The 12742-nt window shown below is 61.7% G+C and carries 18 protein-coding genes and 1 pseudogene; 16 read left to right on the forward strand and 3 right to left on the reverse strand.

The window, feature by feature from the left end; translation table 11 throughout:
* The 8 genes and pseudogenes from GK109_RS22410 to GK109_RS19880 form a co-directional block, all read left to right on the forward strand.
* Window positions 1-264 (forward strand): annotated as a pseudogene (locus tag GK109_RS22410) (WhiB family transcriptional regulator); the annotation flags it as partial.
* Window positions 265-547: 283 nt separating this feature from the next.
* Window positions 548-892: a glutaredoxin family protein gene (locus tag GK109_RS19850; RefSeq protein ID WP_157242168.1), complete on the forward strand. Its 345-nt coding sequence runs from the start codon at window positions 548-550 to the stop codon at window positions 890-892.
* Window positions 892-1215, forward strand: coding sequence for a hypothetical protein (locus tag GK109_RS19855; RefSeq protein WP_157242169.1), 324 nt, complete (start codon window positions 892-894; stop codon window positions 1213-1215). Before GK109_RS19850 ends, GK109_RS19855 begins: the two co-directional genes overlap by 1 nt.
* A 213-nt stretch (window positions 1216-1428) precedes the next feature.
* Window positions 1429-1881: a hypothetical protein gene (locus GK109_RS19860; protein WP_157242170.1), complete on the forward strand. Its 453-nt coding sequence runs from the start codon at window positions 1429-1431 to the stop codon at window positions 1879-1881.
* A 3-nt stretch (window positions 1882-1884) separates the two neighbouring features.
* Entirely contained in the window at window positions 1885-3171 is a 1287-nt protein-coding gene (locus tag GK109_RS19865) for a replication-associated recombination protein A (RefSeq protein WP_157242171.1), read from the forward strand.
* Window positions 3168-3506, forward strand: coding sequence for a hypothetical protein (locus GK109_RS19870; protein ID WP_157242172.1), 339 nt, complete (start codon window positions 3168-3170; stop codon window positions 3504-3506). The genes GK109_RS19865 and GK109_RS19870 overlap by 4 nt, the downstream gene beginning before the upstream one ends.
* A gap of 28 nt (window positions 3507-3534) precedes the next feature.
* The gene (locus tag GK109_RS19875) at window positions 3535-3882 is read left to right on the forward strand and encodes a hypothetical protein (protein ID WP_157242173.1); all 348 of its coding nucleotides are present in this window, start codon (window positions 3535-3537) and stop codon (window positions 3880-3882) included.
* A 163-nt stretch (window positions 3883-4045) separates the two neighbouring features.
* Window positions 4046-4726, forward strand: a complete 681-nt coding sequence (locus GK109_RS19880) for a trans-aconitate 2-methyltransferase (RefSeq protein ID WP_157242174.1) — start codon at window positions 4046-4048, stop codon at window positions 4724-4726.
* Window positions 4727-4807: 81 nt separating this feature from the next.
* Here GK109_RS19880 and GK109_RS19885 read toward each other — a convergent pair whose 3' ends face one another.
* Both GK109_RS19885 and GK109_RS22245 read right to left on the reverse strand, forming a co-directional pair.
* A complete protein-coding gene (locus GK109_RS19885) occupies window positions 4808-5893 on the reverse strand; it encodes a hypothetical protein (RefSeq protein WP_157242175.1) in 1086 nt (361 codons plus the stop codon).
* 2 nt (window positions 5894-5895) lie between these two features.
* Entirely contained in the window at window positions 5896-6024 is a 129-nt protein-coding gene (locus GK109_RS22245) for a hypothetical protein (protein WP_255428780.1), read from the reverse strand.
* Window positions 6025-6519: 495 nt separating this feature from the next.
* Here GK109_RS22245 and GK109_RS19890 point away from each other — a divergent pair, with 495 nt between their 5' ends.
* The 7 genes from GK109_RS19890 (at window position 6520) to GK109_RS19920 (ending at window position 10992) form a co-directional block, all read left to right on the forward strand.
* On the forward strand, window positions 6520-7077 hold the full coding sequence (locus tag GK109_RS19890) for a hypothetical protein (RefSeq protein ID WP_157242176.1): 558 nt from the start codon (window positions 6520-6522) through the stop codon (window positions 7075-7077).
* Window positions 7077-8198, forward strand: coding sequence for a hypothetical protein (locus GK109_RS19895; RefSeq protein ID WP_157242177.1), 1122 nt, complete (start codon window positions 7077-7079; stop codon window positions 8196-8198). Before GK109_RS19890 ends, GK109_RS19895 begins: the two co-directional genes overlap by 1 nt.
* Window positions 8195-8833: a hypothetical protein gene (locus GK109_RS19900; protein WP_157242178.1), complete on the forward strand. Its 639-nt coding sequence runs from the start codon at window positions 8195-8197 to the stop codon at window positions 8831-8833. Before GK109_RS19895 ends, GK109_RS19900 begins: the two co-directional genes overlap by 4 nt.
* Before the next feature lie 127 nt (window positions 8834-8960).
* Window positions 8961-9368 (forward strand): helix-turn-helix domain-containing protein, encoded by a 408-nt coding sequence (locus GK109_RS19905; protein ID WP_157242179.1) that lies wholly within the window; start codon window positions 8961-8963, stop codon window positions 9366-9368.
* 188 nt (window positions 9369-9556) lie between these two features.
* Complete coding sequence (locus GK109_RS19910; RefSeq protein ID WP_157242180.1) at window positions 9557-10096, forward strand: hypothetical protein; 540 nt, start codon at window positions 9557-9559, stop codon at window positions 10094-10096.
* A gap of 265 nt (window positions 10097-10361) precedes the next feature.
* Window positions 10362-10664: a hypothetical protein gene (locus GK109_RS19915; protein WP_157242181.1), complete on the forward strand. Its 303-nt coding sequence runs from the start codon at window positions 10362-10364 to the stop codon at window positions 10662-10664.
* A complete protein-coding gene (locus GK109_RS19920) occupies window positions 10657-10992 on the forward strand; it encodes a hypothetical protein (protein ID WP_157242182.1) in 336 nt (111 codons plus the stop codon). Before GK109_RS19915 ends, GK109_RS19920 begins: the two co-directional genes overlap by 8 nt.
* Before the next feature lie 98 nt (window positions 10993-11090).
* Here GK109_RS19920 and GK109_RS19925 read toward each other — a convergent pair whose 3' ends face one another.
* Window positions 11091-11621, reverse strand: coding sequence for a LysM domain-containing protein (locus tag GK109_RS19925; RefSeq protein ID WP_157242183.1), 531 nt, complete (start codon window positions 11619-11621; stop codon window positions 11091-11093).
* Between the two features lie 175 nt (window positions 11622-11796).
* On the opposite strand from GK109_RS19925, the gene GK109_RS19930 reads away from it, so the two are divergent.
* Complete coding sequence (locus GK109_RS19930) at window positions 11797-12729, forward strand: hypothetical protein (protein ID WP_157242184.1); 933 nt, start codon at window positions 11797-11799, stop codon at window positions 12727-12729.
* The last annotated feature ends 13 nt before the right edge of the window (window positions 12730-12742 follow it).

Raw genomic sequence — 12742 nt, forward strand, 5'->3', positions numbered from 1 at the left:
ATGCCTGACACCGAAACACCCCTCCAAATTGTGCTTAGTGCCGACGGAGCCAAGGACCTCTCCTGGCAAGAGAACGCGCTGTGCACACAGATCGACCCTGAGCTCTTCTTCCCGGAAAAAGGCCAGTCCCCACGCGACGCCAGGAAAATCTGCGCCAGCTGTGAAGTCCGCGAGCAGTGCCTCCAATGGGCTATGGCGACGAACCAGCGCCATGGTGTCTGGGGCGGTCTGACCAGCCACGAACGGAGCATGCTTGCCCGGGCCGGCAACAAGACCAGGAGGCTCCGCACCGCGAAGAAAGCCATGCGGGAAGACACCATCGTCCAGCTGCACAAGGCCAGCGTTCCGGTCCCCGAAATCGCCCAGCGCTTCGAAATTACCGAACGATCCGTGCATCGCATCGTCAAGAAGGCCAGAGAACTCCAGAAACAGTCTGCATAAAAGGCCGGCTTTTGACCCAGCGGAGCCATTCGCTCAGGTCTGTCCTGCCAACACACCCGCTATACACACACGTCCCCGAGCAGGGGAGAGAAGGAACTCCGATCCCATGACACCCACCACGATGGGCGACCTGCCCAGAACCACACGTGTCGCACCAAAGATCACCGTCTACGGCCCGCCCGAGTGCCCCAATTGCGACAAGGCTATGAAGCTGTTTGACCGCAAGGGCATCACCGCCACGAAAATCAGTGTGAGCGAGGGCGATGCGAACCATGTCTACGTCACGAAGACGCTCGGTTACGAGACTGCGCCGGTGGTCATCGTCGAACTTGAGAATGGACGTACCGTGCACTGGGGCGGCCACCGTCAGGACATGCTCACGGCGCTGGTGCGGCTGTGCACCACAGGCCTGAAGGCCGAGCAATATGAAGAGGAAGCGACCGCCTCCTGATGGCCGGGACTGAAAAGCGCCTGAGCCTCAAGATCACAGCCCGGCAGGCCAACTTTCTCCTCGACGCGCTCTACGACAAAACAGTCGAGACCGATCACTACCTGATCGGTTACCGCAACGACGAAAATCCCGGCCCACTGGACACCTGCTGCGACGCACACCTGGCTCGTTTCAAAGACCGTGCACGCCAGCGCGAGGCCCTCGTCGAACGGAAAACACAGCTTCAGGGCCTCATCACACTGATCGAAGCGCTGAAGCCGATGTCCGAGACATCTGACGAGCCTGAGCACGACCCGGAGAAATCCGACCATTCCAACGACTGACAAGAACTGCGTCACGCCAAAGTCAGAGCTACGGTCGGCAGAGCCGACCCGAGTCAAGAGATGAGAGGCCTCCGGAGCTGTCCCGGAGGCCTCGGCGCGGCTCATCGCCGCTCTCGGGCAGGGCATGGTGTCCTGCCCGTTTCATCGCCAAAATCCTGCAGTCACTAATCTGACGAGGCCGAGCCGGGACCACGCGGCAAGAAGGAGCACCCCATGCACCCCCGCATCGAAGACGAACACCTCGACGTCGGCCTCCTGCCGACGGTCGAGGTTGCCACGCGCACCGAAGCACATCTGGTCGAGCCTGTCCTCCGAGCGATCCAGGCGGCCGTCGCCGACTGCAGCGTCACCGCTGCCCAAACCTTCGCCGGCCGGATCTACGACCGTAAAGGCGTCGAGAACTGCGTCACCGCGTTCGGCAACGAGCCGAATCCGCGATACAGCTCCGAGCGCGATGATTTCTACCTGGAGATCGGCGTCCGCGTGCCCTATTACGCCAATGCTTCGGTGCTCCAGGAAATCCGAGCCGTCGAGACGCAATCGAATGAACAGCTGCTCCAGGAGGCCCGTGTCCTGCTCGCCGAGGCGAAAAAGCGCACGGCCGATGCGCAGGACGCCGAAGCCAAAATCCAGACCAGGATCGACCGGCTTACAAAGGAGGAATAGCCCATGAGTGGTAATCAACCCCTGGCCGCCCGCATGCGACCTATCTCTCTCGACCAGATCGTAGGCCAGGCCCACCTGATCTTCCCTGGCTCACCGCTCGAGCTGCTCGCCGACGGTAAAGGTTCGACCTCGGTGTTGCTCTGGGGTCCTCCCGGCGTCGGAAAAACCACCATTGCCTCCGTCGTCGCTCACCGGACCAGCCGGCGCTTCGTCGAGCTCTCGGCTACATCCGCCGGTGTTGCTGATGTTCGCAAGACACTAGCCGCGGCCCACAAGGCGCTCGAGAAGGGTGAGCAGACCCTGGTGTTCATCGACGAGATCCACCGCTTCTCCAAAGCCCAGCAGGACGTCCTGCTGCCCGCCGTCGAATCCGGCCTGATCTCCCTGATCGGAGCGACCACGGAGAACCCCAGCTTCTCCGTCAACTCCGCACTCATCTCCCGTTCGATCCTGCTGGTCCTGCGTCCCGTCGAGAACAGCGACGTTGTCATCCTGCTCTCACGGGCGCTGAAGGAAGATCCGGTGCTCTCAACGACCGGCATCGGCTTCGAAGATTCGGCTCTCGACATCATCGCCGATCTCTCCAGCGGAGATGTGCGCCAGGCCCTGAACCGTCTCGAAACAGCCATGGCCACTGCACAAGCGGCAGGGAAGCACATCATCGACCGCGAGGTCCTTGAGCAGGTCACCGGGTTCGCGCTTCAGCGCTACGACCGTGACGGCGACCAGCACTACGACATCATTTCGGCGTTCATCAAGTCGCTGCGCGGCAGTGACCCGGATGCGGCGCTGCACTGGCTGGCCCGGATGATCGAGGCGGGGGAGGACCCCCGATTCATCGCCCGTCGGCTTGTCGTGCACGCCTCCGAAGACGTAGGCATGGCTGATCCTTCGGTATTGGGAATTGCCGTGGCCGCCGCCCAGGCTGTCCAACTGATCGGCCTGCCCGAAGCAAGGGTTAATCTTGCCCAGGCCACCATTGCCATCGCCACGGCCCCGAAGTCGAATGCGGCATACCGCGGCATCGATGCGGCACTGGCCGATGTCCGATCCGGACGCACCGGCGAAGTGCCCAGGCATTTGCGCGACTCGCACTACCCCGGAGCCAAAGCCCTCGGCCACGGAAAGAGCTATCTCTACCCGCACGACTTCGAGCACGCAGTCGCCGTGCAGCAATACCTGCCCGATGCCGTCCTCGGCACGAAGTACTACCGACCCACAGTCAACGGCTTCGAGCAGACAGTCACCAACCGGCTTGCCTCCATCGCGGCCATGACCAGGAAGGAATGACCCATGTCAGAGACGCCGCACGATCGTTCGACCAAGCCCTTGCTGAGGATCTCGGCATCGAGATCGACGTCGGGCTCGTCGAACTAAAACTTGGCTTTGCACTGGACCATCAGCGGATCAAGCGCGGCGAACAACATCTGATGGGCTATGTGCTCCTTGATCGGGAGCACCACACCAACGCCGCCATCGTCTTTGCCACACCCGAGGAAGCCCGCCGGTCCCTGGACGGCCACCCGCTGATCGAGAACCTCCGCGAAGAAGATTGCATCGACGCCCGGGTACCAGACCAACTGACTCTCTCCGACCTCGCCTCCCGCGAGGTCATCCTGCCCTGATCGCACCTCATCGCGAAGGAATTGAATCATGACCAGCACCGGCATCTTCACCCAATCAGCAGCGTCAATCCTGCAGGACGTCGAGGAGTTCTACTTCGGCGGCACGCTGCCGTGGTACCACGGCAGCAAGCTGACCGAGGACGGCTCGCGCGTGCTGGTCACCCTGGACGACCCGGACAGTGACGACGAGTCCCGCACCAAGGACTACGAACTATCGGCTGCTCAAATCAAGGAGGCCTTCCGCGAGGCCAAACAGAAGGGATACAACCTCTGCTGCGCCGCAGACATCGAGGCCGAGCAACTGGGATTCGGTTGCGCCCAGGACCTCGACATCATCCTGCAGACCGCATGCTACGGCGAGCTGGTCTTCGGCTGACGGCCCACACGCCTTGACTTCCCTAGTGGAACTACTTCCACTAGGGTGAAATATCGGAGCTGCCCTGTTGGGCCTGAGACCGCTCACAGCAGTCCTTGCTCTTATTCGAAGCCCAGCCTGCTCCCCTTCTTCGCACCCACCTCGATCGATAGGTTCCGATTACATGAACGACCAGGAAGTGCGCCGCGGCGCTGGTATCTACAGCAAACCCGTTCTTGGATTTTATGACCTGCTGGTCGTGAAATTCTCCAACTCGTTGGCCTGGCGATGCCCCAGCCGGCTCATGCTGGACCAATACAACCGTTGCATCCGATCCCGACATCTCGACGTCGGACCTGGCACCGGTTGGTACCTCGCCAAGGCCGACCTTCCCGATTCTGCTGAAATCACACTCATGGACCTCAACAAAAACAGCGTGGAACACGCCGCATCCAGGCTCACACACACGGAGGCAAGTCTCAGCAGTGTGACTGCGAATGTCCTCGAACCAATCCCCGAGGCACTGGGCCAATTCAGTTCCATCGCGGCGAACTACGTCTTTCACTGCGTCCCCGGCTCTTGGGAAGACAAAGGCGTGGCGTTCGAACACCTGGGGGAGCGGCTCACGGATGACGGTGTGCTGTTCGGCAGCACCATCCTCGGCGATGGCGTAAACCACAACCTCGTAGGCCGTGGCTTCATGGCCCTGTACAACCGCATGGGCATCTTCCACAACCGGAAAGACGACGCTGCGGGGCTTGAGACCTCACTCCGACGTAGCTTCGGTCAAGTGAATGTCGAGATCGTCGGCACCGTGGCAGTGTTCAGTGCGCGGGAGCCGTTGCGAAATGTCGAAGCTGGATAGCAGGACACTTTGCCTCAAATCTCCTGGGATTCCGCCGCCAATCGCCCAAGCTGAGACACCGGCGGATGAGGGTAGACTCAGCTAAAAATCAAGCCTGACCACTGCATCCCGCCCCTCAACACCGGACCTGACGCCGGTAGCAGTAATGCTCACATTCTGCACGGAACCGTCGACCCGGCGAAGGGCAAATTTCATTGATTGAGCGCGGACAGTATCGGTCGCTGCCGCCGCAATGAACGCATGCAGCTCACCTGCATCATCGATAGCGAACTCTCCAAGACCACCGACGTGCCCAAAGTCTTCCCGACGCCACGATGGCGAAGTCATCAATACATCAAGGGTCGCAGCATCGATCACAGCCATCGGTTCCTTGGCCAGAGCCATCACCCCGCGCAGAACGTCATCGACACGACCTGCATTGGCGTCTTGCTCGAATGCCATGTCATGGAAGGTCTCCGGGGCATCGTAGCTGAAGCCCTGCAGGAAGATCTTGTCGTCATTGGGTTCAATCGGCGGAATGACGCCGACCAGACGCAGGTGTCGGCGTCCCTGTGAAGTCGATCCGTAGCCGGTGACGATGTTATACGTCAGGCACCGCACCTTACCTGTGACGCCCATAAGTCCGTCCTGGATCCCGTCGCGAATCAGGCTGCTCACCCTCATCTGATCAGACTGGTCAATGAGCTCGCTTGCCCATTCCCCGGCCTCCCAGTAACCCGTGCGCTGCTGGGCTACAGAGGGATCAACGTCATAGATATGGAAGAGGTTACGGTCCCAGTATGTGCGTCGGCGTAGCGTGGGCTGCCCTTCGGAATCACGCTCAATCTCCCATTCCCAGACTCCGACCAGGGGAGGCTCGGGCAGCGGATCACTCGCTTTGGCCACACCTGCAAGAACACCGAGCACCGTGGCGGTCCGGGGCGACAGGACGGGCCGCAGCTCAACAGCCCATTGCTCACCAGCGTGAGAGACAGTCTCCGATAGTGCACTGCCGGTGCGCATCGCCTGAGCGATGCGGTTCTCATCAAGAAGAAGACGCCTGGGGATTGCGCGCGTGGGCTTTCGGGCAGAGACAGGCCCGCAGGGCTTGTCATCCACCAGAACGAGCTGCCTGCCGTCGTATCCGCAAAAAAGGCCCCAGGATCCTACGTCCAGCTGGACCTGCATGATCAGATCCCGCCCGAGACCTGAACAGTGGCCTCCGGCATGTACATGTTTTCGGCCGTGTGGCTCATTGTCGAAGCCATCGCCTCCGCCGTTCCGAACCGCCCCAGCGGGCTACCCTCGGTCTTTGCCATCCGTGCCCCTCCGCAACATCAGTCATCATGTCCGTATTCGTGGCCCCGGGGGCAATCACGTTCACCCGGTGTTCCGGCTGCATTTTCCCTGACCATTGATCGGGCAACGCTTCCAGAGCCCCTGTGAAGCAGTGTAATTGCACGGACCGACAACGCTGTACTTCACGGACATCGATATCACGAGAACTGTTGAAACGTTGCGCTTCCTCAGTATCTGACTCAGGACTGATTTGCACACCTTCGCCCCGGCAGGCCCCGGCCGTCCGGTATCGCGGGTGAGCGGTTCCCGGACGCTTGCTGCTCCGATCCCGCGATCGCACCGATCGCCGGGGCAGTTGCTCCGGTGCCTGCTTGTGTCGTTTCTTGATTTTCCGTCATTTGTCACAGGTAAGACAAAACCTGTACCGTATGTGACAAAGTAAAATACGGGACTGTACCCCTGCGTTGGCAAACGCCAGGCGGTGTCCGCTCTTCTCTCCACCAGAGGAAACGCTGATGCCTGCCTTCAATCCACTTGCCCGCAATATCGTCAAGCTGCGGCCCTTGCGGTTCAACCGCTCACCCTTCGCCAAGCTCCGGCACGGGACCGCTGCCATCGTTGGTGCCACCAGCTGTGCCTCAGACCGCCAACTCGACACATTCGACTGGCCCGCTGAGCCCACCCTCGAGTCCCTCGGCCAGGCCATCGCTGCAGCACGTGACCTCGAAATCTTGATCAGACCTATCCCTGAAGAGATGCGCCACCAGGAGATCAGCGGCCTCACCACCGTGATCGGACGTGTGGCACACGTGTTCTACGACCCCGAACTCTCACCTCTCAACAAGGAGCTGACGATCTTCCACGAGTACGCCCACATCCTGCACGGCGACGTCCGGGCCGACTCCGACTGCACGCATATGCGCAGCATTTTCGACGACCCCGTAGAGAAGCGGGCCGAAACCACCGGCATGCGACTGATGGATGCTTTGCACCGCCGGCAGCGGGCATCCGAAAAGCGGAATGGGTCTGAAGCCCTCGCTTTCCTGTCTGGATCAGACGAGAACGGCCTCTGATGGCCGAGATCGTCATCGTCGGCATCACGATGGGCCTGATCGTGATCGTCTCCGCCCTGTACAAGGGACGTCGACGCCGGGTCAACCTGCTGCGGATCACCTGCGTGGCTCTCTTCGTCGCCACGTTCTGCCGTGGCATGGAGCCTCCCATCGATGGACCCGCTGTTGACCTCATCAAACGCATCGCCATCCTGACCGCCCAGGCCTCGGTTGCTCTGCTCATCCTTACATTCCGCGCGACTCCGCTCTCGGAGCGCACAACCCGATTCGTCTACTTCTTCACCGGGCTCGTCGCCCTGGGGGAGACCGTGCTGGTCTGGTTCATTCCCGTCCACGCCGACGGCACTCTGTACCACCGGACCGACATCGACGATGCCCTTGCCCAAGGACGGGCCTGGGCCCTCGTCTCCTACAACTTCCTGTACCTGAGTGCATTTGCCGCAGCGACCATCGTCGTCGCAGTCGGCTGTTGGAGCACCATGACCCAGAGAAACCAACCGTTCGCTGCCCGCCTCCCTGTCGCATTCGTCTTTTCCGGAGCCATCGGCTCTGCCCTGTTCATCGGCTCATCGCTCCTGGACTTGTTTGGCCACGCGGTCCTCGGCGGATCAGAAGTAAGGACCCAACTGCTCGTCGCCGTTGTCAGCTTCTTCTTCATCGGTCTCGCCACGGGTGTCATCCGCCGCATCAGCATCGAGGTACGGAAGAAGCTGGCGCTCCGCCTCGCGCACGAGGTCGTCGTTCCCCTGTGGCGGACGACGACGACGCTCCACCCCGACGTCAGGCTCCCGCCGGAAGACCAGCAGGAGTTTGACCAATTGATGACACTGTCGAGACTCACGATCGAGACCCACGACGCTCTCAGGCTCATTCGCGAGGACGATGACCCCGCCCTGGAGCCGCTGCACAAGCAACACCCCGAGGATCCGGATCTGTCGGCAGGGTTGGTGCGCCACCTCAGCGGCGAGAATTCCGTGCCCCGGCTCGGATGGTTCACCGTGGCGCTGAGCCGACTGCGCACCCTTAGGCTGAAGGACGACGAAAACCTGGCCACCTCTGTACAGAGTCTTTACGAGATCAGAGTCGCGGTGAGCGCCATGAATGAACAGGACAGCCGATGACGGAGAGCCCGACGAAAATCCAGGGCCCCGCGGCCGCTGATCCTGCAATCCGGTCAGCCCGGATCCTCAGCGACGTTTTCGCCCCTGCTGTTTCCGTGTTCCTCATCTGCGTCCTGTGCGGCGTCGCCGGGCACCCTCACCCATGGGCGGGCCTCGGATGGGGCGTCCTGCTCGGAACTTTCTGCGCAGTGATTCCGATGACCGCCATCCATATCGCGGTGCGCCGTGAACACCTCACAGATCGGCACGTCACCCGGCGCGAACAACGATGGTGGGTCTTCCTCGTCTGTGTGGGATCCGTGCTTTGCGGCATGACCACAACACTCCTGCTGAATGCGCCCAGCGTCTTGGTCTGGATCATGCTGACCATGGTGGCGGGCCTCGTCGTCACCGGGACGGTCACCCTTCTCGGCCCAAAAGTCTCCATGCATGCCTTCTGCATGACATGCCTGGTCATCATCGCAGCGCTGCTCATCTCACCCTGGTTGCTGCTCGCGCTCCTGCTCCTCCTGCCTGCAGTGGCATTCGCCCGCCTGAAGCTCGGCCACCACACACTCGTCGAAGTCATCCTCGGCACCGGGCTCGCCTTCCTCGTGATAATAGTCGCGCAGCAGTTCCTGCCTGACCTCGGCTAGGGTTTCGACGGCCGACAAGCGGAAATGCACCGCAGTGGAAGATCTTCCACTAAGATAATGAGCGGTGCTGCACTGATGCGACCGCGGCGACCGATCCATGTCAGCGTCCATGAGGAGGACCAGCTCCGTGAGCATTGCTCAGCGACTAGAACGCCTGTTCGCACAGACCGCCGGCCCCCACGGCCGACCCGTCACGCTGCAGGAGATCATCCACAGGATGGAGAAGCGGGGCATCTCGACGATGTCGCTGAGCTATCTGCAACAACTGCGCACCGGACAGGCCGAGAACCCCCGACTCCAGCACCTCCGGGCGCTGGCCGACGCATTCGATGTACCTCTGTCCTACTTCCTGGATGATGACAAAGATGACTCCGCATCGACCGCCGAGGACGAACTGACTCCCGAAGAGCGCACGATCGCCCTGCGCGTCCACGGCCTGAGCAACGATGCTTTGTCCAGCATCCGGGCAATTGTCGAGCTCGCCCGCAAGAGCGAACAGCTTGATGATCCGCCACAGGCCCCGCACGACAAATAAAACCGGACCAACTGGCTGAACCGTCCTTCCGGGGCACAAACAGCTTGTTCTGAGGCTCGTGCCGGCGCTCATGCCACATGAGTGGAAAGTTTTCCATTCATGTGGCATGATCGAAATCACCGACCGGCGATGCATACCTATCGCCGGGTTGCCACACCTCATGATCACGCCTTGTGAAGGAGCACACCATGAACCCCCTGCGGCCCGGAGCATCCGATTCCGACGAGTTCCGAGGATTCGAAGAGGCCCGCACGCTCATGTGGTGCTACGAGGACCGGTCCAGGACGCATGCGCGCCTGAATCAGACCGACTTCCTCACCGACGAGTCCGTCGTTGCGGTCCACGTGGAGAACACCACGCGGGCTGACCGTGTCTTCCTCTCAGCGTTCGATCGCGAGGGCCGGCTGCTGCGCGGCGACACTCTCTATGTCGACTACGCCAACCAGCGACTCGACGTCACCGCGGAATTCGACCATGACTACACCGGCATGGCAGTCCCTGAGGGATCCGAACTGAAGGAGGCCGTGGCACGCGAGAACGGCTGGGTCATCGACATGCACACCCTGCGGGAGTATGACCCCCTCGAGGACCGTCGGACCACCCAGAGGGCGGTGCTCCTGGCTCACCTCGGCGACATGATGGCCAACGGAGAAGCCCGCGGCTTCCTCCTCGGGAAGCACGACGCCGCCGAGGATCCTGGCGACGCGGCTGACACAGATGCAGCGTGAGAAGCAGATCCTCTTGCTTTGAATACATCCAGACCCCGCCCGGCATCAGCCGAGGCGGGGTCTTCTCTGTCCAGGAGCTGATGGGTAACAGCCGTGGACCGGCTCACGCCGGTCCCGGGTGTCGTTTCGTGGTGTGCGCTGCTGCGCTGCGCGCGCCGCGGCCACCATCCCCATAGGCAACGAGATCAGTACAGGTGCGTCCAGGAACAGCAACCAGGCGACACGGGTCGTTGTCGACATCTTCGACCCGCAGGAGCAGCAATCCATGACCCTCTCTCTCCGCGCATCAAACCTGCCCATTAAGTACGAGCGCCCGCGCGAGACTCATCGATCCGGGATGACCATCTACGAGGTGTCCGGTGCAGGCCTTTACCGGGTACTGGAAATCCATTCCGGCGAGTTCACAGTCGAAACACTCACGCCGGTCGGATGGATGAACCTGATCCTGCTCGACAAGCGCGACAAAATATCGACCGCCGTCGAAGCCATGCAGATCTGGCTCACCATCCAGACGCCAACGTCCGCTCCGGAGACTCAACAGGAAGAGGAGGCCCCTAATCATGGCTGAACCAAGCAAAGCCGTGCAGGATGCCGCCGAAGAGGCTGCCAATGACGTCATCAGCGCCCATGGCATCGCAGTGGAGGACGACGAGAGCTGTTTCGAGGCTCTCTGCTGGGCCTTGGGCAGCGGTGTCCCCTATGAAAAGGGCTTGCTCCAGTTCGCCCAGGCGGTTCTCGACAGCTTCGACCTGAAAGGGCTGATCGACGCCAAGATCGAGCTGCTCTCCGAGTACAAGCTCAACTACCCGCAGGATTACGAAACCGCGGACGTCGACCGCATGAAGGCCGAAATCGCTCGCCTTCGAACACTCCGGGAACAGCTCGAAAAGTCATAGGCTGAGCGCCCGCACAATAGAAAGAGGCCCGGACTTCGCTGAAAAATCAGCATCGTCCGGGCCTCTTTCGCCATCCCCGAGGCAACAAACTCTTTCGATCACCCCACCGGCGGAATCAAAAGCGACGCCCCGGCGTAAATAAGGTTCGGGTTCTGGATCTTATTCGCCTCGACAAGGTGCCCGATAGGCACGCCTGTCTCGCCGGAGATTTTGGTGAGGGTGTCGTTCGGCTGAATGGTGTACACCATCGTCGTGAGCTTCGGGTCCGGTTCACGCGCAGGAGGCACTGCAGGCAGTGGTTCTGGCTTCGGCGGCTCAAGCTCGTCCGCAATGCCATTTCCGTCCTTGTCCGGCAGAGTCACCGTCACGGTGCCTTCATTGCTGCCCTGGGCCTCCGCTGCGACGGCTGCCGCATCGGGACCATTCGCGGCGCTCTCGTCGGCCGTGAGGATCTGCGTCAGGCCCCATCCGGCAAAAAGTACCGCCCCGCCAACCATGATCCCGGCCGCGAGCACCGGGCCATTCCCGTATCCCAGCGGCCCAACGCGACCACTGCGGTCAGCAGCCGGCCGCGCCGGGGGAGCAGCCCCGGTCTCCGTGCCTTCGGGCTTGTAAATCGTATCCGTCATTCCTGTCGCCTCTCCTCTGTCCTCATCACCTGCGATCAGTCGTATCCATCATTTCTATTCTACTCATAGCCCAGTCGATCTTGATAGAATAGGAGCAGTAATAGCTAGTCGATAGGCGAGTCAAACGGACTTCCACAGACCATTGCACCACCTCAACAGAAGGAACCTCATCACCATGGCCAACTACTCCATCTCCGCCAGCCAGCTCACCGAGGGCACCAGCGTGTTCATCCGAGGCAAGCTCGCCTTCGCACGCCTCACCAGCCTCATCGAAGGCGCGGCCCTGGCAGCCAGCGACCAGCGCAAGGTGCAGAACGGCATGAGCCCCGTGGGCAAGCCGCACACCACCGCGACCGTCACCGAAGCCGAGGTCCAGTTTGCCGATCCGGCGAACCCGACGATCGAGGAGCAGTTCGTCGCCGAGCGCCGCTACGTCTCCAAGAAGAACCCGGACACGGGTGCGAACTACTCGATCGATTCCAAGGGCACCAACCTGCCGATCATCGCCATCCCTTCCGACAAGGGCGACGGCACCTTCGATCAGGACACCTCCGGCCAGGAGCTCGCCCAGGGCCTGGACGTGACGCTCGTGCTGCGCGTCTACAAGCCGAAGAACTTCGCCAACCGTGGCCTGTCGCTCGACCAGGTAATCGTGAACGAGGCCCCGCGCTACTACAACGCCGGCGGCGTCGCCACTGGCGAGCTCGCTGCCCGCGGGATCGTGTTCAATGCCCCGCCGCGTGCGGTGCAGGCGCAGGCAGGCTCCGACTCTGCCATCGGCAACGGCGAGGAACCTGTAGGCACCGATGTCGAGGATGGATTGTCCTTCCCGTCCCCGGTGGCTGCTGTTGCACCTGTACAGGTGCAGGCTCCCGCGCAGGTCCAGGCGGCCCCGGTACAGACTGCCACCGTTCCCCAAGCTGCCGCTCCGGCTGTCCAGCCGCAGGCTCAGGTCGAGACCCCTGAGCAGAAGCTCGCCCGGCTCGAGGCCGAGAATGCTGCGCTGAAGAACGCAGGCTCAGCCGTCGGTGCGCCTTCGGCCCAGGGCCCGTGGAACGGCTCCGGCGACGCCGGCGGCCAGCAGGCGGGGATCACCTACCAGGGCTGATCCAAAACCGGCA

Origin of the sequence: Pseudarthrobacter sp. GA104, from assembly GCF_009741265.1 — a bacterium.
Taxonomy (GTDB): Bacteria; Actinomycetota; Actinomycetes; order Actinomycetales; family Micrococcaceae; genus Arthrobacter.